Raw genomic sequence first — 20826 nt, 5'->3', positions numbered from 1 at the left:
CGACGGCCTGGCCAGGGTTGGTCGGAGAGGTGCTGGTCGGTCAGAAGTCCTGGACGACGGTGGTGCGGGCCTCGGCCACGGCCCGCCGGTGCTGGGTCAGGGTCAGCGTGACCGGCACGGCGGGCCGTCCGGCCGCGTCCCGGCCGAGCCGGCCCGGCAGCACCGCGCAGCGCAGCGGCAGATCGGTCTCGGCGTAGCCACTGACGTGGATGTCGGTGGCGGCCAGGGTGGACCGTGCGGGTGTCAGCCCGAAGGTCCGGGAGGCGGCCAACAGCGAGGCCTGGCGCAGCGATTCGAGCAGCAGGGTGCCGGAGACGTGCGGTCCGCCGCCCAGCACCGGGTGGTCGGGCCGGGGCAGCACCCAGGTGCTGAACTGCCCCCGGGAGCCCTCGGTCGGTTCGCTGATCACCACGTTCTGCGACACCGTCCGGCCGACCGTGGCGGCCGGTACCGGCCAGGCCGGTCCGGTCGGCTCGTCGGCCAGCTCCGGCGTGGCCCGGACCGCCCAACTGCTGTGTTCCTGATGGCTGCGGTGCAGCACCGGCGGGACGAAGACCAGGGCCGCGCTGCCGGTGGCGCACGGCACGTCCTCGATCTGGACGGACAGCTGGAAGTCGAGGCCGCGCGGCACGCCGTGCACCGTGTTGGCCGGGGTGGCCCGGATGTCGGTGGTCATCCGGGCCGGTCGGGACTCCGCCCGCCAGGCCGCCAGATCGGTCAGCTCCAGGCTGAACCGGTAGAACAGGCCCCGGCGTCGGGCGGGCACCCCGAAGTACTGGTGGCCGACGAACTCGCCGATCTCCCGGATCGCCTCGGTGGTCAGCTGGTGGTCGTGGAAGTGGCCGGACCCGTCGTTGAACAGCGGGTGCCTGAGCGGGACCTCACCGGCCAGCACGAAGCGTTCCTCGCCGTTGCTCGGCGCGTCGAGCAGGTAGTGGTCCCAGGACGGCGGGCAGTGGATCAGGTGCCGGATGTCGTGGCCCGTGCCCAACTCCGCTGTGGCGGCGCTCTCGCCCCTCATGCGTCCTCCTCTGCGTGCGGCACCGTACTCCGACCGGGTCGGCTGCCGACCGCCCGTCCGCCAGCGTCTCCGGCAGGGCCGGTTCGGGGCCAGCACGGCACGGTGGCAGCAAGTTGACTGGCCAGAACTGCCGGTCAGCGCCTCAGCGGTGCTTTAGCGGTATCCAGGGGGCCGTCGGCACAGTGGAGTCCGTCGGCAGCGCCCAGGTTGATCCCCCTCCCGATGCGCTCCGACCTACGGCCCGCTCCACGGGTTGCCCCCGATCCGTGGAGCAGGGCCGCCCGGTCCGGAGGGGCGGCGCAGCCGCCCGTCCAGTCCGACCAGGTGGGCGACCTGCGCCCGGGAGACGATGCCGAGCTTGCGGAAGATCCGGCTCAGGTACGTCTCCACGGTCTTCGTGCTCACGCCCATCCGCCCGGCTATCTGCTGGTTGGTGCAGCCCTCGCTCACCAGCAGCGCGACCTGCACCTCCCGCCTGCTGAGCCCGGCCAGCCCGGCCAGCTCGGGCGGCTCGGGATCGGTCTCGGCGAGCGCGGCTTCCAGGAGCTGCGCGTTCGTGGGCCTGGCGCGCCCCGACCCCGGCGGTCGTCCGGCCGGGAGGGCTTCGGCGGCGGGTACGGCGCCGAGGGCCCGCAGCGTCTCCTCGACCCGGCGCTGCCAGGGCCGGCCGAGGGCCGCCGCCTCCCGCCCGGCGGCGGCCGCGGCCTGCTGGGCGCCGGGAACGTCCTGCGCGGCGAGCCTGATCCTGCTGTGCCACAGCAGGGCGTCCACCACCAGTGGCGGGCTGCCGAACCGGCGCCCGGCGGCCACCGCGAGCACCGCCCGATCGGCCGCTCCCGCCAGATCCCCGGCCTCCCACCTGGCCCTGGACAGACCGAGTGACGTCCGGCCGAGCAGTTGCCACTGCCCGGAGTCGAGCACCGCGTCGAGGGCCCGGCCGAGTAGAGCCTCGGCCCGGTGCCGCCGCCCGAGGTAGAGCTCGGCGTCGGTCAGCCAGCGCACCGACTCCAGCCGGTGCAAGGGGAGTTCCCGCCCCGCCAGCCGTTCGGCCGCCGCTCCGGCCACCTCCGCCGCCTCGTCGAAGCGCTCGTCGGCGGCGTGCGCGGCGGCCAGCAGTGCCAGCGCGTGGGTCTGCTCGGCGGCGTCGCCCGCCTGTACGGCCCGTACGTACCCGTGCTCGGCCCACTGGGCGGCGGTCCGTCCGCCGACCGGGTCGCCGACCTCCAGGGCCAGGGCGGCCCAGGCGAGTTCGACGTCCTCGGCGTTCGCCAGCAGCTCCCGGGCGGCTGACCAGCGGCCCAGTCCGCGCAGGGCCGAGCACTCCGCCTCTGCCGATGCCTTCCCGACCCGGCCGCCGATGGCCGCCCTGGCCCGGGCGTACGCCGCCAGCGCCTCCTCGGGCCGCCCGGTCAAGGTCAGCGCATGAGCCAACTCACTTGCCAGATAAGGCTGTTCGTCGGCCAGTCGGCGGGCCGTCGCACCCGGGGCGCGGTACAGACCGGTGGTGGCCGCCGTCAGCAGAAGCTTACGGTCCGTCGGCCCGGGCGAAGGTATCCGCTCCAGGTGGGCCGCCAGCAGCTCGGTCGGGGCGCCGGTCCGGCGCAGCGCCGAGACCGCCCGCCCGCCCGCCCCGTACTGCCGGCCGACCTGGCAGCCGCGCAGTAGGAGCACCCGGACCACCGGGTGGCGGAACCGGAGGCCGGGCCCGGCGGCCTCGGTCCGCAGCAGTGCCTCCTCCTGCAACTCGTCGATGGCGGCGAGCACTTGGGGTAGCGGCAGGCCGGCCACCTCGGCCACCGGCTGCGGGGTGACCGCGCCGCCAAGGGTGGCCGCCGCCCACGCGGTGCGCCAGGCGGGGTCGGAGAGCGGGCCGAAGTCCAGCGCCACCGGACCGCCGCCGAGCGTCGGCTGCGCCGTCGCCAGCTCGTACGCGCCCACCGGTTCGGGAGCGGATCCGGCGCAGGCGCGGAGCAGTCCGGGCACCCCGGCCGCGTGCCGCAGCAGCACCTGACGGTCCACCGGATCCAGCCCCGGCCCGAGCAGTGTGGCCGCCTCGCTCTCCGCCAGCGGTCCCAACTCCAGGTGCTGCCAGGGCTGTCCGATGCCGGTGCCGCGCAGTACGGCGAGCCGGTTCGCGGCGGGGGAGTCGCGGTGCGCCAGGACGGTCAGCAGCCTGCCCCTCGGCGGGTGTCGCACCAGGTGGTCGAGCAGGTCCAGTGTCAGCGGGTCGGCCCGGTGGGCGTCGTCCAGGACCAGCAGCAGCCCTGGCCCGTCGGCCAGCAGTTCCAGTACGCTGCGGACCGCCCGGATCAGCCAGTACTCGTCCAGCGTCTCGACCTCGGCGGCGGCACCAGCACCGCCCAGAGCCGGGAACACCCGGCTCAGCCGGGCCGCCAACGCGTTCGGCACCTCGACATCACCAGAAGCCAGTTGATCGTCCAGAGCATCCACCACCAGCTCGAACGGGGTGGCGGCCCCGGTCCGCCGCCCCGCCCGGCCGACGGCCACCCGCCAGCCCTCCGAGCTCGCCAGGCCGGCCAGTTCGGCCAGCAGCCGGGTCTTCCCGATCCAGGGTTCCCCGCCGATCGAGACGATCCGGGCGCGGCCGTCCGCCCCGGCGGTGCGGGTGAGGCGCAGGGCCTCTTCCAGCAGCTGCAGTTCACCCCGTCGCCCCACCAGGGCGTCGCGGTCCGGTTCGGTTGTCATGGCAGGCAGCCTGTCCGGGAAGCCCCTGACACGCCAAGCTCCCGACGCTGTCCGGTACCGGAGTGGCAGCAAGTGACCTGAGAGATCGGTGCTGTTCGGGAGTCCGGCGGCACGCTGTGGGGGAGAACCCCGACTGGTGCGCGGCGTCTCCGCCCGCCACCCTCGGGAGTCATGGCCATCGAAACCGGGGAACTCGCACCGCCCGTCCAGGGCACGGCCAATGAGCCGTACCCAGCGCCCTCCGGGGCACCCGAGCGCACCCGCCGGGTGCGCTGGGGTTACGCCGCAGGCTCCCTGGTGACCGGCACCTTCAACACCCTGCCCGGCCTGCTCCTGCTGCCTTACCTGACCGACACCCTCGGGGTGGGCGCGGCGCTGGCCGGTCTCATCGTGCTGCTACCCAAGGTGTGGAGCGCCGTGCTCAACCCGTTGGCCGGCCGGTACACCGACCGCACCACGGGCCGCTGGGGCGCCCGCCGCCCGTACGTGCTGTTCGGCGGGCTGGCAGTGGCGTTCTTCCTCGCCGTGACCTTCGCCGGGTTCGCCGGCGGGACGGCCGGGGTCTGGCTCACGGCGGCCGGATTCCTGCTCACGGCCACCGCGTTCGGCTTCTTCCAGGTCCCGTACGCGGCCATCCCGGCCGACATCACCCACCGCACCGAGGACCGGATCCGCCTGGTCGGCGGGCGGGTGGCGGTGATCGGGCTGGCCGCGCTGGTGGCCGGTGCGGTCGGTCCCGCCGTGGTCGAGGCGGCGGGCGGCGGCATCGCCGGGCACCGCTGGGCCGGTCTGTTCGGCGCGGCCGTGGTGATCGTCGGAGCGCTCGCGGCCTTCCTCGGCACGGCCGGGGCGCGGAGCCGCCAGGTGCTGGCGAGCGAGCCGAGCCTGCGCCGCCAGCTCGCGGTCGCCCGCGCCAACGGCCCGTTCCGGGTGCTGTTCGCCTGCGCGGTGGTGCAGACCCTCGCGACCGGCTGCTTCCTGGCCGGCGCACCGTACTTCGCCCGGCACGTGATCGGCGACCCGACCGCCACGGGCGTCGCGGTGGCCGCGTACGTGGCCCCCAACCTGCTCGCGGTCGGCCTCTGGTCCAAGCTGGCCGCCCGGCTCGGCAACCGGGCCGGGTACACCATCGCCAACCTGCTGTTCCTGGCCGGCTGCCTGACCCTGCTGGCCGCCCCGGCCCTGCCGGTCGCGCTGGCACTGCTGCTCTGGGGGGTGGCGGGCGCGGGCCACGCCGGGCAGCTGCTCTGCGCGTACGCGATGCTGCCGGAGTACACCGCCCGGGACACCGCCCGCACCGGTCGCCAGCAGGCGGGGGTGTTCTCCGGGGTGTTCGCCACCGGCGAGGTGCTCGGGCTGGCGCTCGGCTCCTTCGCGTACGGTCTGGTGCTCCAGCTGTTCGGCTACGTCTCCTCCGACACCGGCCATGCCGCCGCTCAGTCCGCCGGTGCGGAGCTGGGCGTGCTGCTCGGTGTCACCGTGCTTCCGGCGCTGGCCACCGTCGGTTTGCTGGTCCTGCACCTGCGCGGACATACCGAGGCTACTCCCGGCGCGCCGCGACGGAGTCGGTGACCAGGACCGCGACGGCCGCCAGGGCGGCCGCCAGCAGGGCCAGTCCGCCGACCGGCCGGAGCAGCTCCGCCGCCGGGTGCCGCCCGGCCAACCGGGTGAGCAGCGGGTTCAGCGGCGGAAGGCCGGGCACCAGCGGCAGCGCCAGCGCCGAGCCGAGGGCGGCCAGCAGCGAGTAACCGGGCCGGCCGACCACCGCGCGGGAGCAGACCAGGCCGAGGGCGATGCCGGTGAACGCGGCCGTCAGCTGGGCCGCCACCCCGACCAGCAACGGCCCGGCCGCAACGGCGTGGTGGCCGACGGCCAGCGGCCAGCACAGGCCGAACACCGTGAGCGGCAGGCAGATCACCAGCGCCACCAGCGCGTCGGCGGCGAACACCCGACGCGCTCCACCGCTGCTCACCACGGCGATCGCCCGGGCGGCGGGTTCGTCCAGGTTGACCAGACCCACCGTCAGCCAACAGGCCGACAGGAACATCGCGCCCGCGCAGACGCCGTAGACGGCGGTCAGCGGGCCCGAGTCGCTGCTGGTGAGCACGGTCACCAGGCCGAGGAACAGCAGCACGGGCGGCAGGTACCGCTGGGAGTGCAGCAGCCTGGCCAGCGTGTAGCGGCAGAGCGCGGTCATCGCGGCCCACCCCCGCCGAGCCGCCGCAGCCCCCGGATGGTCCAGCCGTGGCGCAGCGCGGTGAGCAGGAGGGTGTCCGAGTCGGGCGCGGCCACCCGGAGGATCAGCCGGTCGTTCGGTCCGGTCACCTCGCGAACGCCGTCCAGCGCGCGCCAGTCCACCGGCTCCGGCCGGTCACCGGCAGCCAACTCGACCTCGTGCACCGGGATTTCGGAGCCGACCGGCAGCACCCGCCCCGCGCTGATCCGGTACGCCCGGGAGGCGGCCGAGCGGGACAGCGCCTCCCGGTGGTCGGTGAAGACCACCGCCCCGCCGGCTGCGGCCACCTCGCCGATCAGGGTCACCAGCGTGCCCTGTGCGGCGGCGTCCAGACCGGACCAGGGCTCGTCGAGCACCAGGAGTTCCGGCGGTACCAGCAGGGCCTGGGCGACCGCGACCTTCTGGGCGTTGCCCTTGGAGAGCTCGCGGACGGCGGTGCCGCTGCCGCCCACCAGGGCCAGCCGGTCCAGCAGTTCGGCGGCCCGGGTGGTGGCCGCCCGGCGGGAGAGGCCCCTGATCCGGCCGAGGTGCCGAAGGTAGGCGAGGGCGGAGAGCCGCTCGTGCGGCGGGAAGCGGTCCGGCACCCAGCCGACCACCCCGGGGCGCCCCGACACCGTGCCCGTACTCGGCCGGGACAGCCCGGCCATGATCCTGAGCAGGGTGGACTTGCCGGAGCCGTTGCCCCCGGCGACCGAGACCACCTCTCCCGGCGGGAGTTCGAGATCGGCGTCGACCAGGACCGGGGGGCCGCCCGGGTACGCCTTGCCCACCGCTTCCAGACGCAGCACGCCGCCACTCCCTCCGGGATCCGTCCGACATCACGCGGGAGCGTACGCGGCGGGGAGTAGGGCCCGGATGAAGGCGACTACCGTCCGACCATCGACATATGGCGACGGGAGTCCTATGCTCGCCCCATGACCGAACGTCAACTCCAGGAGCCCACCAGGCTCGTGCTCACCGCGCTGGCCGACGCCCCCCGGCACGGCTACGCGATCATCCAGGAGGTGCTGGCCATCTCCGACGGCCGGAGCCGGCTGAGCACCGGCACCCTCTACACCGCGCTCGACCGGCTGCTCCAGCAGGGCCTGGTCCGGATCGACAGCGAGCAGGTGGTCAGCGGACGGCTGCGCCGCACCTTCGCCCTCACCGGTCAGGGGCAGGACCTGCTGGCGGAGGAGGCCGGCCGCCTCAGGTCGGCCGCCGTGGAGGTCGAACGCCGACTCGCCGCCGCGCGCCTGCGCCCGAACGGAGCGACCGTATGACCGACCTGACGAGTGGTTGGACGGGCGACCGCGCCACCCCGCAGCCGGGCCGCCTGCTGATCGGCCTCTACCCCGCCCGCTACCGCGCCGCGCACGGCGACGACATCGCCGCCGTCTTCGCCGACGCCACCGAGGGGCAGCCCCGGCGCGTGGTGCTCAGGGAGCGCCGAGACCTCGGCACGCACGCCCTCCGGCTGCGTCTGCGGATCGGCCCGACCGACCCGGCCGGCCGGGTGCTCGCCGGGGCCGCTCCGGTCGCGCTCGCCCTCGCGGCGGGGTGGGCGCTGTACCACCTGCTGCCCAGCCTGCAGCCGATGGTCCGCCAGCTCCGGTACCCGACCAGAGGAGTCGGCGTCGGTTACGCAGTCCTCGAGGCAGCCTTCCAAGTCGTCTACACGGTGCCGTGGTTGCTCGCTCTCGGGTTCGCGCTGCTGGCGCGGTGGCGGACCGCCAGGATCGCGGGGGTCGTGGCGGCTCTGCTCGGCGTGGGCGAGCTGTTCCTGCTCTACGGGTCCGCATGGGTGATGCCGGAGTTGGCGGGCACGGCGCTGGTCGGCGCACTGGCGCTGCTCGCACCGGCCGACCTGGTGGACGTCAGGCAATGGGGCCGGTGGGAGATGACGGGGCTCGCACTCGGAGCCGGGCTCCCGTTGATCGCCTTGGGTCAGTACGGGCCAACGGTCTTCTCCGGCTGGATCGGCTTGACGGGTCTGGAGCCGATCTGGCTCAGCGTGGTGACGGCGGCGGCGCTGCTGGCCCGGCTGTCCGACCGTCGGCCGGACCGCCTGCTGGCGCTCGGTACCGGGCTGGGAGTCCTGCCCTGGCTGGTGCCCGTGGTGGTCGGTGTCCTCGCCGAATCGGACTCCCAGCGCGGTGCGCTCACCGTCCTGGGAGCCTGCTTCGCCGCACTCGGTGCGGCGGTGGCGCTGGCCGGCGCCGTCCACCTGGTCCGCCGGGCCCGGGCGGCCGAACCCTCCGACCCGGCCTGAGAGCCGCCGATCCTTCCCACTCGGCCTGACGGCCCGACGAACGCCCCTGACCCCGGGTCAGGGGCGTTCGACACGGCCTCAGCTGCCCGTGGGCCCGGTCCAGCCGGCCGGGACGTGGCCGAGGCGGACCCGCTGGGGGTGGTCGCCGACGGCGACGGTGGCGGTCCGCAGGCCGGTCGCGAAGTCGATCGCGGTGACCTGGTCGGCGCCGCTCTCGGAGATCACACAGGACCTGCCGTCGCCGCTGACGGTCGCCCAGTACGGCTTCGCGGCGGGCACCAGCGGCCCTTCCTGGAGTGTGGCCCGGTCCACCACGGTGGCGTAGTCGTCCATGGTGCCCGCCACGCACAGCTTGTCCCCGGCCGGACTGACCGAGAGGCCGTGGTGCCGGGAGTCGTTCACCCAGGTGGTGCGGTCCTCGCTGGTCGCGGGGTTCTTCGGCAGGGTCTTCACCCGGGTGACCCGGTCGGCGGCGACGTCGTACTCGACCAGGCCGTTGAAGAACGAGACCTGGAAGTAGAGCCGGGATCCGTCGGGCGTGAAGACGGCGGGCCGGACGGCGTCCGAGAGGTCGGAGCGGCCGAACGCGTCCAGCCGTTCGCGCATGTCGATGACCTTGACCGGTGCGTACGTCGCGGCGTCGACCACGGTGATCCGGCGGTCGCCCTTCGTCCAGTCCAGCCAGGGGGCGTCGAGTGCGGTGTTGACCTCGCCGATCGACATGTTCCAGATCCGGGTGCCGCCGTCGGCGAAGAGGTTCTCGTGCGGTTTGTCGCCGGTGGCGAACGAGCCGAGCTGCGCGCCGGTCCTGATGTCCAGCACGTGCACGGTGTTCGAGGTGGAGGCGGAGACCGCCACCCGGTTGCCGTCCGGCGAGACCGCCATGTGGTCGGAGCGGTAACCCGACACCGGGAAGCGCCAGTTGATCCGCCCGGTGGCGAGGTCGATCGACACCACGTCGGCGAAGCTCGGCCGGGAGACCACCACGGACGAGCCGTCCGGCGTCGAGTACATGTCGTCGACGAACTGGTCGTGGCCCTCGCCGGGGCCCAGCCGGATGCCGAGGAAGTAGGCCAGCTTCACCGGGTTCAGGTAGATCTCGGTGAGCCGTTGCTCCTTGTCGGGAATCACGTTCACCCGGCCGATCCTGGCCAGGTCACCGCTGGAGCGGATGACGTCGGCGGTGCCGTCCCAGTTGTTGCCCACGAACATCACCTCCCGCAGCGCGGCGCCGTTCGGCTCGGCGCTCGCCGGGCCGGCGGTCGCGGTTCCGCCGGCCAGCAGACCGAGCGCGGCCACGATGCCGCCGAGCGTGCGGACGTACGGGAACCGTCCGGGATTTCTGGGACGCCTGGATTCGGTGCGGGACATCGCGGCTCCTTCGCCGGTGCACACGGAAGTCTGAAACGACAGGTAGTCAGATTGGCGCTACTCGACGGTAAGGAGGGTGCGGAGTCCCTGGCAAGACCCCGGTACGCGACAATCGGCGGGGACTGCGAAAGGCGGGGCGGTGGGACAGGCCACGGGTACGTACGGCGGCAGGTCGGCGCAGGAGCGGCGGGCCGAACGGCGGGAGCGCTTCCTGGCCGCCGCGCTCCAGCAGTTCGGCGACCGGCCCGGCTACCGGGCGGCCTCGGTCGCCGGGCTCTGCGAGGCAGCCGGGCTGTCGACCCGTCAGTTCTACGAGGAGTTCCGTAACCTGGAGCAGGTGCTCGCCCAGCTGCACCTGCTGGTCAACGACCGCACCGAGCGGGCCGTCCTAATGGCACTGACCGACACGGCCGGTCTCACCTTCGAAGAGCGGATCGGCGCCGTGCTGCGCGCCTACATCGCCGCCGCCACCGACGACCGGCGCCGCCTGCGGATCGCCTTCGTGGAGATCATCGGCGTCAGCGAGGAGTTGGAGCGCCAGCGGCTCACCCGCCGCTCACGCTGGGTGGAGCTGATCGTCGCCGAGGCCGAGGCCGCCGTCGGCCGCGGCGAGATCGCGCCCCGGGACTTCCGGATCGCCGCCACCGCCTTCATCGGCGCGGTCAACGGCCTGCTGCACGACTGGACGGCCGGCCAGTTCGAGGCCACCCTCGCCCAGGTCGTCGACGAACTGGTGGCCCTCCTCCTCGGCTCGGTCCGCCGCCCGGGGCGTGAGGCCGAGCCCCCGAACGCCCGGCGCTGATCAGTCGGCCTGCGGCCACTGCCGACCCGACGCCGGTCGGGGGCGATCCTGTCCGCCTGATCTACAGCCCTCCCCGGCCCCGGTCCCGACCGGGCCGTTCGGAGGGGTGGTCAGGTGTCTATGCCCAACCGCGCAGCCATCACCATGAGTTCGGGGTTGGACCGCCGGTGCATGGAGACCAGGACGCGGCCGACCTCGCGGGCCATCGGGTGGGCGCGGGCCATCTGCGGTGCTACGTCGTCGGCGGCCCGGAGGCTGCTCAGCGCGGCGTCGCGGTCGCCGGTGGCGAGGTGGGCGCGGGCGGCGTTGATGTGGAAATGGCCCATCCTGGTGGGCCTGAGGCCGGGGCCCGGGACGAAGGCCGCCGCCATGTCCACGGCCTTGTCGGGCTTGTCGAGTTCGACCAAAGAGGCGAGCTCGTGCATGGCCGTGTTCCCCCGGCCGAAGGTCAGGTTGTGGATCAGGACGTCCCCGCCTGGCAGCTTCCGGGCCAGGGCCCGGGCGTGCCGGAGGTGGTCGGTGGTGGCGGCCTGGTCCTTGGCACGGGAGGCCAGGGTGACGGCCCGCAGGTGCAGCGAGCCCTGGACCACGGTCGCGGGGACGTCGGTCAGGTTCGCGGCGGCCAGCGCACTGACCGCGTTCTCCACGATCCCGAGGCCGTGGGTGTAGTCGCCCGCCGACTGGAAGGTCCCCGCCCGGTTCCACTGCGCGGCGGCGTACGCGACGGGCGTCCAGGTCCGGGTGGTGGCCCACTCCTGGCGGGCGGTGATGGCTTCGGCGAGGTCGGGCTGACCGAGCCGGTGGGCCAGGCTGTAGGCACAGCCGTAGGTGTCGGCCAGCAGCGTCCAGGCGACGGGATCGCCGGTGGCCAGCGCGTGGGTGGTCGCGTCGGCCAGCAACTCCGGCAGGATCACCGAGAGTTCGTCGTAGCGGGTGGCGGCCCGGAGCGAGCCCGCCTGGGCGAGCGCGGCCGTCAGGTGCTCGCGCTTGACGGGCTCGCGGGCGGTGTCGGCGATGTCGTACCGGCGTACCGCGGCCCGCAGCGGGTCCAGGTCGACGGGCGTGTCGGGCCGGCTGCCGAAGTACAGGCGGGCGGTCGTGGTGCCGAGCGCCTGGGCGATGGCCGCCACCACCGGCGGGGAGGCGACCCGGTCCCCGGTCTCGATCTTCGACAGCAGCGAGACCGAGATCCGGGCCCGGCGCGCGAGGGAGTCCTGCGTGACGGCCGGGACTCTGGTCTTGCGGAAGATGGCGATGTTCTCGCCGACCGCGGGGGAGGGGCGCTGCTCGGGCACGGGGGGCTCCCGTTCGCTGTGGGTGCTTCTGGTGACGCGCTGGTTGAACTGTGGCGGCTGTCCGGCCGAGGGCACAAGCGTTGTGCGACCACTGTGCAAGTTCGCCTGCTGTCAACCCTGCTGACGAACCGTCAGTATCGATATCAGTACGCGAAGCATCGGAGCGGAACGGCAGACAACCGGAGGTCCCGCGCATGCCCGCCGACCAGACCGAATCCCCGTGGGACCGGTGGACCGTCCCGCCCCTCCCGAAGGCCATCGGCCCGACCCGCGCCAGGGCCGCGTCCCGACTCCGCCAGTGGGCCCCCGACCTCCCCGTCGAGTACGCGGACCGGGTCCGCCAAGTGGTCGGCGAGTTGGTCGCCAATGCCGTCCAGCACGCGGGCGGACCGATCACCGTGGACCTCTGGATCACCCCGTTGGGACACCTCGCGGTCCTCGTCACAGACCCCTCCCCGGTGCCGCCCACCCCGCGTGAGCCGTACGAGGACGGAGCCCGCGGCCGGGGTTTGGCCGTCGTGACGGCCGAGTGCGTCGCGTGGACCTGGCAGCCGGTCCCCGGCGGCGGCAAGGCGGTGAGCGCCACCATCGCCCTCCCGGACACCGGTCCCACTGCCGCCACGGCATCCCGAACCGCCCCCGGCCGCCCGTTCACCCGGCTGCGCCCGGCCGTCTGACGGCCCCTCGGCGCCCGGTCCGTCCGTCCTAGGCCACGGTCCGCTGGAACTGCTGGTTGGTGCCCGCGCCGCAGGGCCACTGGACGAGGCGGGCACCGTCGCCGGTGGAGGCGTTCGCGACGTCCAGGCACTTGCCGCTGTGCCGGGCCACCAGGTGCTGGTAGCCGCCGCCCTGGTCCTGGAACTGCCACTGCTGGTTGGTTCCGCCGTTGCAGCGGTACTGGTTCACGAACGCGCCGTCGGCGGTGGAGGCGTCCGCGACGTCCAGGCACTTGCCGCTGTGCTCGGCGACCACGCGGACGTAGCCGCCGCCCGCGTCCTGGAGGCGCCACTGCTGGTTGAGGCCGCTGCCGCAGGTGTACTGGAGGACGATCGCGCCGTCGGCGGCGGAGTTGTCGGTGACGTCGACGCACCTGCCGCTGTGCCGGGCGGTCAGGCGGTAGTACGGGCCGCCGCCCACGCCGGTGACCGTGCCGGCCGCGGTGTCGAGGGCGACCTGCGGGTACCAGGGCAGGTTCATGGTGGTCCGGGTCGGGAAGGTCAGCGGCAGCCAGACGTACTGGGAGTCGTTGACGGTGCCGCCCATGGAGTTGCCCCAGCGGTCGCCCAGGTAGAGGTACGAGGTCCCCTGGGTGCCGTGGACGGGCAGCACGTACGCGGTCTGCGAGCCGTAGGCCGTCGCGTCACCGATCTCGGTCATGGTGGTCCAGGGGCCGGTGAGGCTGGTGGCGGTGGCGTACCTCTGCTGGTTGGGATTCCAGCCGCTGGTGCCGGAGGTGAGCATGAAGTAGACGCCGTCCCGCTTGAACAGCGCGGGGGACTCCCGGTAGTTGTTCGGCCAGGGGTTGGCGACCAGGCTGTCGTAGCCGGTGTAGTCGGCGGTGAGCCTGTAGATGTGCAGGTCGGCGTTGCCGGCTGCGGAGGTGATCTGGTAGGCCGTGCCGTCGTCGTCCTGGAACAGCGTCATGTCGCGGGACGTGGTGCCGGACGGCGGGCGGAAGCTGCCCCGCCAGGTGTAGGCGCCGTCGACGGTGTCGGACACGGCGACGGCGGCCCGGGACTCGTTGTAGTCGGTGCCGTTCTCCTTGTGCATCCACATCACGAAGGTGCCGGTGGTGCTGTTGTAGATCACCTTCGGCCGCTCGATGTTGGCGACCGCCAGCTCGGGGTTGTCGGCCCGGGTCAGCACGTCGCGCCTGAACTCCCAGGTCCGCAGGTCGGTCGAGCGGTAGGCGGAGACGGCCTTGAAGGTGTTGTCGGCGTTGCGGTTCTCGCCGAACCAGTAGTAGTACGCGCCCACCTTGAGCACCCCGCCGCCGTGGGCGTGCACCACGGCCCCTGTGGTGTCGGTGAACTGCGTACCGTTGGTCACCGTGACCGACGCGGCCTGCGCCGGCCCACCGGCGACCAGCAGCGTGACGACGCCCAGGAGCAGGGCGAGAAGAGCTGTTGACGCGCGTCTGTACATCGGCACTCCACTCCGAACGGCCGGCTTGGTCCTGTTGGAATCTGTGCGATCCGCAGGGGGACGCTAGGCACTTGGCGCGCCCGCGTCAATGGCTTGGACCGAATACATACATCCCATGTTATGGGTCGGGTCAGGCTGACTCTCCCCGGATATTGCGCTAGCTCTGGACAAGGGGCGCCGCCTTGTCCCCTAATTCATCCCATGTCACCTGCCAAGGCACGCGTGACGGCCCGTCCTTTGGGTCACCCGCTCCGCGCCCCGGCCGCGCCGTCCTGCGTGCGGTTCTGTTGAACAGTCAGGAGAGAGACCTTGTCCGAACCGATCAGTCGCCGGGGAGTGCTGACCGGCATGGCCGCCATGACGGTGGCGGCAGCGGTCTGGCCGACACTGGCCACCCCCGCCCGCGCCGCCGGCTCTCCTCCGCAGCCGCTTCCCCTTCCGCCATTGCGGATCCCCGCCTCGGACCTTGGCGTCGAGCAGCAGCCCGACGAGAAGATCCGGTGGCTGCAGGACGCCAAGCTGGGCATGTTCATCCACTGGGGTGTGTACTCCGGCCCGGCCAGGGGCGAGTGGTACATGGAGAACTCGGCCGTCACGCCGGAGAACTACCGGAAGTACGTCACCGACGTTACCGGCGAGCAGTTCACCGCCAGTGCCTACCACCCGTCCGACTGGGCCCAGTTGGCCAAGGACATGGGCGCGAAGTACACGGTGCTGACGGCCCGTCACCACGAGGGCTTCGCGCTCTGGCCCTCCACCCATCCCAACGCCTGGCACGCCGGGCAGGCCCCGTTGCAGCGGGACTTCGTCGGCCAGTACGTCAGCGCCGTGCGCGACGCCGGGCTCAGGGTCGGCCTCTACTACTCCCCGTTGAGCTGGCGCTACCCCGGCTACTACGACGTCACCGGCACCAACTGCCTCCCCAACAGCTGGGGTTACACCACCGATCCGGCGCACAAGGAGAACGCCCGGATCATGAAGAACGAGGTGTACCAGCAGGTCAAGGAGCTGGTGACCCAGTACGGCAGGCTCGACGACTTCTGGTGGGACGGCGGCTGGCTGGGCCAGCAGGGCTCCGACGCGGACGGCGCGTTCTTCTGGGAGCCCGGCAAGTACCGCGACCCCGCCAACGCCTGGCCGGTGGACGCCGCACACGGCGACACCGACCCCGCCACGGGGAAGCCGCTCGGTCTGACCGGCCTGGTCCGGAAGCACCAACCGGACATCGTCACCACCCTGCGCTCCGGCTGGATCGGCGACTACGCCAGCGAGGAGGGCTCGGCGGTCCCGACCGGTGCGATCCGCACCGGGAAGGTGGCGGAGAAGTGCTTCTCCATCGGCGGTTCCTGGGGTTACAACCCCAGCGCCGGGGTGATGAGCTTCGCCGCCACCATGAACGTCCTGGTCAACGCGTGGGTCCGGAACATGACCTGCCTGCTCAACGTCGGCCCGGACCGTACCGGCGCCGTGCCCGCCGACCAGGCCGCCGTCGTGCGCAGGGTCGGATCCTTCCTGACCACGTGCGGCCAGGCCGTCTACGGCACGCGCGGCGGGCCGTGGGAACCGGTGGACGGCCAGTACGGCTTCACCTGCCGGGACACCACCTTCTACGTCCACCTGCTGCCCGGCTACGTCGGCACCTCCTTCACCACGCCGTCGACCGGGGACGCGAGGGTCACCCGCGTCTTCGACGTCGCCACGGGTACCGACCTCCCGTACACCACCGGCGACGACGGCCGGGTCGCGATCACCGGCGTCAACCGCACCCGCAGCCCCGAGGACAGCGTGGTCGGCGTCACGCTGGACCGGACCGTGCAGCCGGCCGACATCGCGGCCGGCCGGACGGCGACGGCGTCCAGCGAGGAGACCTCCAGGGGCAACACCGCGGCCATGGCCGTGGACGGCTCCACCGCCACCCGCTGGACCGCGAGCGACGGCACCACGGGCCAGTGGCTCAAGGTGGACCTGGGCTCGCAGCGGTCACTGACCGGCACCCGCGTCGTCTGGGAGTCCGCGGGCACCAACTACCGCTACCGGATCGAGGGTTCCACCGACAATGCCACCTGGAGCACCCTGGCCGACCTGACCGCCACCACCGGCACCGGCCAGGTGCAGGTCTCGGTCTTCCGCGCCCAGGCCCGGTACGTGCGGGTGACGGTCACCGGGCTTCCCTCCGGCGCCTGGGCCTCGATCCGCAGTCTGGAGGTCTACGACCGGCCCTTCGGCGGCGACACCGGTACCTACCGGCTGGTGAACCGCAGGAGCGGCAAGGTGCTGGACGTCGGCAACGCGTCCACCGCCGACGGGGCGGCCGTCATCCAGTGGCCGTCGAGCGGCGGGACCAACCAGCAGTGGAAGCTGCTCCCGAACGCCGACGGCTCCTTCCGGCTGGCCAACGTCCGCAGCGGCAAGGTCCTGGAGAGCCCGGGCGGCTCCGCCCAGGGCGCGGGGCTGGACCAGTGGACCGATGACGGCGGCACCAACCAGTCGTGGAAGCTGGTCCCGTCCCAGGCCGGCGGCTACCACCAGCTCGTCAACGTCCGCACCGGCTGGTGCGCGGACGTCAAGGACGCCTCCACCGCCGACGCCGCCACGGTCATCCAGTGGCCGCCCACCGGCGGCTCCAACCAGGACTGGCAGCTCCTCGCACTCTAGGGGCTGTCTGACGATTCCCGCCGGGTCCGGGTCCCCCCGGCCTCCGGCCGGGGGGACCCCCTCGGCACGGCCTGATCCGACGCGAATTGTCAGACAGCCCCTATGCGCTCAGGCGCAGCTGACCGCCTGCGGGAAGGCGAACACCTGATCCGGGTCGTACTGCCGGGCCACCGCCTTCAACCGGGGCAGGTTGTCGCCGTAGTAGGCGGTGCCCCAGTCCGGGAGCGTCGCGTCGATGTAGTTGACGTACGCTCCGGTCGCCCCGAGCGCCCCGAGTCCGTCGCGGATGGTGTCCAGCGTGGCGGTGGTCGCGTCCCGGCCGGCGGGGGTGGTGCTCGCGTAGATCTGGGCGGAGGCGAGGGCGGAGCGGTGCGGGAAGGCCGTGGCGCCGGGGGCGAGCTCGGAGACCGCGCCGCCGAGGGAGTCGAGCAGCAGGTCGACTCCGGTCTGACCAACCATCAGATCGGTGATGCCCTGCGGGTCCAGCGCGGTGTCGAGCATGCGGGACGCCGCGACGAACGCCGCCCGGGGCAGCCGTCCGCCCTCGGAGACGGGGTGGCACTGCGCGATGGTGTCGTTCGCGCAGCCCGCCATGTACTTCATCGCATCAAGGTAGCTCTTGCCCTGGGCGGTGCGCAGGGTGGGCTGCGTCGCCGCTGCCGCGACCAGCTGGTCCAGCAGGGGGTCGAGGTCGCTCTGCGGACCGACGTAACAGCCGCCGACCCGGCAGGTCGGCGAGGCGGCGCCGGAGATCACGCAGTTGGACCACAGCTCTGACGGGGCGTCGGCGACCCACTGCTGCCAGGCGCCCGTCACCGAGGGGGTGGAGCCGGCCGGGAAGCGGAGGGAGAAGACGGTGAGGTCGGGCGCGGGCTCGGTGCTGAAGGTGAACCGGGTGACCACGCCGAAGTTGCCGCCGCCTCCGCCGCGCAGGGCCCAGTACAGGTCCGGTTCGCAGGTTTCGGAGGCGGTGAGCAGCCGGGAGTCGGCGGTGACCACCTCCGCCGAGACCAGCCGGTCGCAGGTCAGCCCGTACTTGCGGGTCAGGACGCCGATGCCGCCGCCCAGGGCGAGTCCGCTGATGCCGACGGAGGGGCAGGAGCCGGCCGGGAGCAGCCGCCCGGCCCGGGCCAGTGCGGCGTAGACCTCGATCAGCCGGGCGCCCGCGCCGACCTGCACCGTGCCGTCGGGCCGGACCTCGACCTGCGCCATCGGCCGGAGGTCCATCACCAGCCCGTCGTTCGGGACGCTGTAGCCGAGATAGCTGTGCCCTCCGCTGCGCGCGGCGATCGGCACCCCGTGCCCGCGGGCCGCGTCCAGGCAGCTGCGGACGTCCGCCGCGGAGTTGCACCCGGCCACCGCCGCCGGGAGTTGACCGTCGTTCAGTTCGTTGTAGCCGAGCCGGGCCACGCCGTACGCCGGGTCGTCCGGCAGCACCAGCCGACCGTCGAGCCGCGCCTTCAACGCCGACCAGTCCGGCGCCGACCGATACTGCCCCGGCCGGTCCAGCCCCGACCGGTTCCGCGCCGACCGCCCGCCGGTCGCCGCCCGTGCCTCGCCCACGCCCGTCAGCAGCATCGTGCCGCCCAGCCCCAGTGTGGTCAGGAACCCTCGTCGATCCATCGTCATGGTGCTCGTGTCTCCCGGTGACGGCGCGCACCGCGTGCCGACCACGCGACCGCGCTTCGCGGCCATCTTCGTCCGCGAACCACCTGCCGGTGTGCGAGGCGCGCAGGTGAGAACTGATGACGGGTCAGCAACGGGGAGGCACGCGGACCGGTGGGCAGGCTCGACCCAGGGGTTTTTGAACCTGTTCAGAATGCTCTAGAGTCATGCCGTCGCGACGCTGAACCGCGCCTTCCGCGGGCCGCCCTCCGTGCGGCGTCCGCCTGCCTGCCGACCACCGAGGGGGACTCATGTCCGGTACGCCCACTCCCGTCACCACCCCGCCACCCTCGCCCCGGCCGTTCCAGTGGCTGCGGGCCGGCGACCCGGACCGGAAGGCGCCCGCCACCCTGAAGGTGGTCGGCGTCGCCGTTCTCGCGGGGGTGCTGGCCAGCTGGCTGCTCGCGGACGCCCTGGGCGTCAACCTGCTGATCTGCGGCCTGGTCGCGGCCGCCGCAGCGGGACTCACCGCCCGAGCGGCGGGGCGCACCGTCCGGCCCTGGACGCTCGTGTGGAGCGCGCTCGCGCTGGCGCTGCTCACGGTGCCCGCCCTCCACGAGGCCGACTGGGCGGTGGTCCTCTCGGGCGCCTGCGCGCTGGGGCTGGCCTCGCTCGCCCTGCACGGCGGGAAGCGCTGGACGGGCGTGCTGCTCGCCCTGCCCGGCCTCGTCTGGCAGCTCGTGCCCGGACTGTTCTGGGCCCGCAGGGGCCTGCGCGGCCTCCGGATCCCCGGCGGGCGGAGCAGGGTGTTCTCGGTCGTCAAGGCCGTGGTGGTGACGGCCGTGCTGCTGACCGTCTTCGGCTGGCTGTTCGCCGGCGCCGACGCCGCGATGGGTGACGTCCTGGAGCGCCTGATCCCCAGCTTCGAGCTCGACCTGGGCACCCTGCCGCTGCACGCCTTCCTGTTCTGCCTCGGCCTCGCCACCACCCTCGGCTTCGCCCACATCGCGGCCGGACCGCGGCGCTGGGACCGTACGGAGGTCCGGCCGGGCCGCCCGCGCGGCCGGCTGGAGTGGGCGCTGCCGCTGGCCGCGCTCGACCTGCTGTTCGGCGCCTTCGCGGTGGTCCAGGCGGTGGTGGTGCTCGGTGGCCGCGACTCCATCATGGAGCGGACCGGGATGAGCCGTTCCGAGTACGCCCGGCAGGGCTTCTGGCAGCTGATGGTGATCACCGTGCTGACCCTGGCGGTGGTCGCGGTCGCCCAGCGCTGGGCCCCGCGTGCCACCGGGTCCGACCGCCGGCTCGCGAGGCTCCTGCTCGGCGCACTCTGCGTCCTCACGCTGGTCGTGGTCGCCTCCGCGCTCGGCCGGATGTGGTACTACGTGGACGCCTCCGGGCTGACCCAACTGCGGCTCTGGGTCCTGGTGGTGGAGATCTGGCTCGGCGTGGTGTTCCTGCTGGTGATCGTGGCGGGCGCACTCAGCAACTCCGCCTGGCTGCCTCGGGTCGTGGTGCTCAGCGGTATGGTCGCCGCCGCCGTCTACGGACTGATGGGCCCGGACGCGATCGTCGCCGAGCAGAACGTGGCCCGCTTCGAGGGCACCACCCGGATCGACCTGCGCAACATCGTCGGCCTCTCGCTGGACGCCGCCCCCGCCCTGGACCGGCTGCCCGCCGACCAGCGGACCTGCGCCCTCTCCCTGATCAGCCGGAACCTCGCCGACCACCCCCGGTCGTGGTACGCCACCAGCCTCTCCGAGTCCCGCGCCCGCGAGGTGCTGGCCCGGTATTCGGCGGCCGACGCCACGGCGGCCTGCGAGCGGATCGGGTTCTCGCGGCGGTACGGCGACTGAGGGGACCGCTCCGCACGGGCTGACGGGCGGTCACCGCCGGCCGTCAGCCCGCCCGGGCCGCCGCCTCGACGATCACCTCGGCGATCCGGGCGGGCTGCTCCACCAGCGCCAGGTGCCCCGCGTCCGGCACCGTGACGAGGGTGACGCGGGGGCAGTCCCGCAGCCCTCGCAGCTCCTGCTCCGTGAGCCCGATCTCGTCGCGGTCGCCCCGGACGACCCACACCGGTACGCCGGACTCGCACAGCCGGGTCACCAGGGACCCGTGCCGGTCCAGGTACTCGTAGTACCGCCGCACGATCCGGCGGCAGAACCCCGGATCGTTCTTCGCGAGGTCCGCCGCCAGTACGTCCGCGCGCCGTGGCGGAAGGTCACGCTTCATCGCCTTCGGCAGGGCCTTCATCATCACCGCCCACGCCAGCGCACCCAGGCCCGGCACCCGGCCCACGCTGTTCATCACGCCCAGGAACTTCGCCTCGTCCTCCCGGGAGAAGGTCGGCGACAGCAGCACCACCGGCCCGGAGAACACACCCGCCGCCGCCAGCTCGATCGCCACGTTGGCCCCGAGACTGTGGCCCACCAGCACGTCACACCCCGCCTCGGCGGCGAACTCCCCGAGCAGCGCGGCGTAGTTCTCCATCGACAGGTCCTCGGGCGCCGAGGTGCGTCCGAACCCAGGCAGCGTCACCCCCACCATGCCGAGCCCGGCCGCCGCCATAGCGGGCTCGGCCATCACGTCCGCGTAGAACTCCGTGGTGCACATCCCGCCCGGGAGCATCAGCACCCGGTGCCTGGCGCCGGCCGCCGGGCCGGCCATCCGGATGTCCCAACCCGCGCGCCCGCTCTCCGTGCTCATGGGCCACAGCCTGGAACCCCCGCCCGCCCCCGG

Annotated in this window: 16 protein-coding genes; 7 read left to right on the top strand and 9 right to left on the bottom strand. The window is 73.2% G+C overall.

Annotated features, from left to right (window positions below; all coding sequences use genetic code 11):
• Positions 1–40: 40 nt before the first annotated feature.
• The gene (locus tag ACKUU6_RS08050) at positions 41–1021 is read right to left on the bottom strand and encodes an AfsA-related hotdog domain-containing protein (protein WP_407987781.1); all 981 of its coding nucleotides are present in this window, start codon (positions 1019–1021) and stop codon (positions 41–43) included.
• Between the two features lie 234 nt (positions 1022–1255).
• On the bottom strand, positions 1256–3727 hold the full coding sequence (locus ACKUU6_RS08045; RefSeq protein ID WP_407987780.1) for a helix-turn-helix transcriptional regulator: 2472 nt from the start codon (positions 3725–3727) through the stop codon (positions 1256–1258).
• A gap of 171 nt (positions 3728–3898) precedes the next feature.
• Here ACKUU6_RS08045 and ACKUU6_RS08040 point away from each other — a divergent pair, with 171 nt between their 5' ends.
• Complete coding sequence (locus ACKUU6_RS08040) at positions 3899–5299, top strand: MFS transporter (protein ID WP_407987779.1); 1401 nt, start codon at positions 3899–3901, stop codon at positions 5297–5299.
• Here the strand turns inward: ACKUU6_RS08040 and ACKUU6_RS08035 are convergent.
• Entirely contained in the window at positions 5268–5924 is a 657-nt protein-coding gene (locus ACKUU6_RS08035; protein WP_407987778.1) for a hypothetical protein, read from the bottom strand. The two genes, ACKUU6_RS08040 and ACKUU6_RS08035, sit on opposite strands and share 32 nt — an antisense overlap.
• A complete protein-coding gene (locus tag ACKUU6_RS08030) occupies positions 5921–6748 on the bottom strand; it encodes an ATP-binding cassette domain-containing protein (RefSeq protein ID WP_407992061.1) in 828 nt (275 codons plus the stop codon). The genes ACKUU6_RS08035 and ACKUU6_RS08030 overlap by 4 nt, the downstream gene beginning before the upstream one ends.
• 129 nt (positions 6749–6877) lie before the next feature.
• Here ACKUU6_RS08030 and ACKUU6_RS08025 point away from each other — a divergent pair, with 129 nt between their 5' ends.
• Complete coding sequence (locus ACKUU6_RS08025) at positions 6878–7225, top strand: PadR family transcriptional regulator (protein ID WP_407987777.1); 348 nt, start codon at positions 6878–6880, stop codon at positions 7223–7225.
• Positions 7222–8214, top strand: a complete 993-nt coding sequence (locus ACKUU6_RS08020) for a hypothetical protein (RefSeq protein WP_407987776.1) — start codon at positions 7222–7224, stop codon at positions 8212–8214. The genes ACKUU6_RS08025 and ACKUU6_RS08020 overlap by 4 nt, the downstream gene beginning before the upstream one ends.
• 78 nt (positions 8215–8292) lie before the next feature.
• Here the strand turns inward: ACKUU6_RS08020 and ACKUU6_RS08015 are convergent, their stop codons facing one another.
• Complete coding sequence (locus tag ACKUU6_RS08015; RefSeq protein WP_407987775.1) at positions 8293–9585, bottom strand: YncE family protein; 1293 nt, start codon at positions 9583–9585, stop codon at positions 8293–8295.
• A gap of 139 nt (positions 9586–9724) precedes the next feature.
• On the opposite strand from ACKUU6_RS08015, the gene ACKUU6_RS08010 reads away from it, so the two are divergent.
• On the top strand, positions 9725–10387 hold the full coding sequence (locus ACKUU6_RS08010) for a TetR family transcriptional regulator (protein WP_407987774.1): 663 nt from the start codon (positions 9725–9727) through the stop codon (positions 10385–10387).
• 110 nt (positions 10388–10497) lie between these two features.
• Here the strand turns inward: ACKUU6_RS08010 and ACKUU6_RS08005 are convergent, their stop codons facing one another.
• On the bottom strand, positions 10498–11682 hold the full coding sequence (locus ACKUU6_RS08005; RefSeq protein WP_407987773.1) for a helix-turn-helix domain-containing protein: 1185 nt from the start codon (positions 11680–11682) through the stop codon (positions 10498–10500).
• 194 nt (positions 11683–11876) lie between these two features.
• Between ACKUU6_RS08005 and ACKUU6_RS08000 the strand changes: the two genes are divergently transcribed.
• Positions 11877–12359 carry an ATP-binding protein gene (locus ACKUU6_RS08000; RefSeq protein WP_407987772.1) on the top strand — a complete coding sequence of 161 codons (483 nt, stop codon included), beginning with the start codon at positions 11877–11879 and terminating at the stop codon, positions 12357–12359.
• Positions 12360–12387: 28 nt separating this feature from the next.
• On the opposite strand, the gene ACKUU6_RS07995 is transcribed toward ACKUU6_RS08000, so the two are convergent.
• The gene (locus ACKUU6_RS07995) at positions 12388–13827 is read right to left on the bottom strand and encodes an RICIN domain-containing protein (protein WP_407987771.1); all 1440 of its coding nucleotides are present in this window, start codon (positions 13825–13827) and stop codon (positions 12388–12390) included.
• A gap of 309 nt (positions 13828–14136) precedes the next feature.
• Between ACKUU6_RS07995 and ACKUU6_RS07990 the strand changes: the two genes are divergently transcribed.
• Complete coding sequence (locus tag ACKUU6_RS07990; RefSeq protein ID WP_407987770.1) at positions 14137–16482, top strand: alpha-L-fucosidase; 2346 nt, start codon at positions 14137–14139, stop codon at positions 16480–16482.
• Between the two features lie 108 nt (positions 16483–16590).
• Here ACKUU6_RS07990 and ACKUU6_RS07985 read toward each other — a convergent pair whose 3' ends face one another.
• Positions 16591–18111: an FAD-binding oxidoreductase gene (locus ACKUU6_RS07985; RefSeq protein ID WP_407987769.1), complete on the bottom strand. Its 1521-nt coding sequence runs from the start codon at positions 18109–18111 to the stop codon at positions 16591–16593.
• Between the two features lie 287 nt (positions 18112–18398).
• On the opposite strand from ACKUU6_RS07985, the gene ACKUU6_RS07980 reads away from it, so the two are divergent.
• Positions 18399–19940, top strand: a complete 1542-nt coding sequence (locus ACKUU6_RS07980; protein WP_407987768.1) for a DUF4153 domain-containing protein — start codon at positions 18399–18401, stop codon at positions 19938–19940.
• A gap of 43 nt (positions 19941–19983) precedes the next feature.
• On the opposite strand, the gene ACKUU6_RS07975 is transcribed toward ACKUU6_RS07980, so the two are convergent.
• Positions 19984–20793, bottom strand: coding sequence for an alpha/beta fold hydrolase (locus tag ACKUU6_RS07975; protein WP_407987767.1), 810 nt, complete (start codon positions 20791–20793; stop codon positions 19984–19986).
• Positions 20794–20826: the final 33 nt, after the last annotated feature.

This window comes from Kitasatospora sp. CMC57 (assembly GCF_045866025.2).
Classification (GTDB): Bacteria; Actinomycetota; Actinomycetes; order Streptomycetales; family Streptomycetaceae; genus Kitasatospora.
Note: the sequence above shows the minus strand (reverse complement) of the source record. Positions and strands in the feature narration are given on the sequence as shown.

Bases quoted from the DNA above. Each gene is read 5' to 3' on its own strand.
- ACKUU6_RS08050 (WP_407987781.1), bottom strand. From the start codon at position 1,021: ATGAGGGGCGAGAGCGCCGCCACAGCGGAGTTGGGCACGGGCCACGAC.
- ACKUU6_RS08045 (WP_407987780.1), bottom strand. From the start codon at position 3,727: ATGACAACCGAACCGGACCGCGACGCCCTGGTGGGGCGACGGGGTGAA.
- ACKUU6_RS08040 (WP_407987779.1), top strand. From the start codon at position 3,899: ATGGCCATCGAAACCGGGGAACTCGCACCGCCCGTCCAGGGCACGGCC.
- ACKUU6_RS08035 (WP_407987778.1), bottom strand. From the start codon at position 5,924: ATGACCGCGCTCTGCCGCTACACGCTGGCCAGGCTGCTGCACTCCCAG.
- ACKUU6_RS08025 (WP_407987777.1), top strand. From the start codon at position 6,878: ATGACCGAACGTCAACTCCAGGAGCCCACCAGGCTCGTGCTCACCGCG.
- ACKUU6_RS08020 (WP_407987776.1), top strand. From the start codon at position 7,222: ATGACCGACCTGACGAGTGGTTGGACGGGCGACCGCGCCACCCCGCAG.
- ACKUU6_RS08015 (WP_407987775.1), bottom strand. From the start codon at position 9,585: ATGTCCCGCACCGAATCCAGGCGTCCCAGAAATCCCGGACGGTTCCCG.
- ACKUU6_RS08000 (WP_407987772.1), top strand. From the start codon at position 11,877: ATGCCCGCCGACCAGACCGAATCCCCGTGGGACCGGTGGACCGTCCCG.
- ACKUU6_RS07995 (WP_407987771.1), bottom strand. From the start codon at position 13,827: ATGTACAGACGCGCGTCAACAGCTCTTCTCGCCCTGCTCCTGGGCGTC.
- ACKUU6_RS07985 (WP_407987769.1), bottom strand. From the start codon at position 18,111: ATGACGATGGATCGACGAGGGTTCCTGACCACACTGGGGCTGGGCGGC.
- ACKUU6_RS07980 (WP_407987768.1), top strand. From the start codon at position 18,399: ATGTCCGGTACGCCCACTCCCGTCACCACCCCGCCACCCTCGCCCCGG.
- ACKUU6_RS07975 (WP_407987767.1), bottom strand. From the start codon at position 20,793: ATGAGCACGGAGAGCGGGCGCGCGGGTTGGGACATCCGGATGGCCGGC.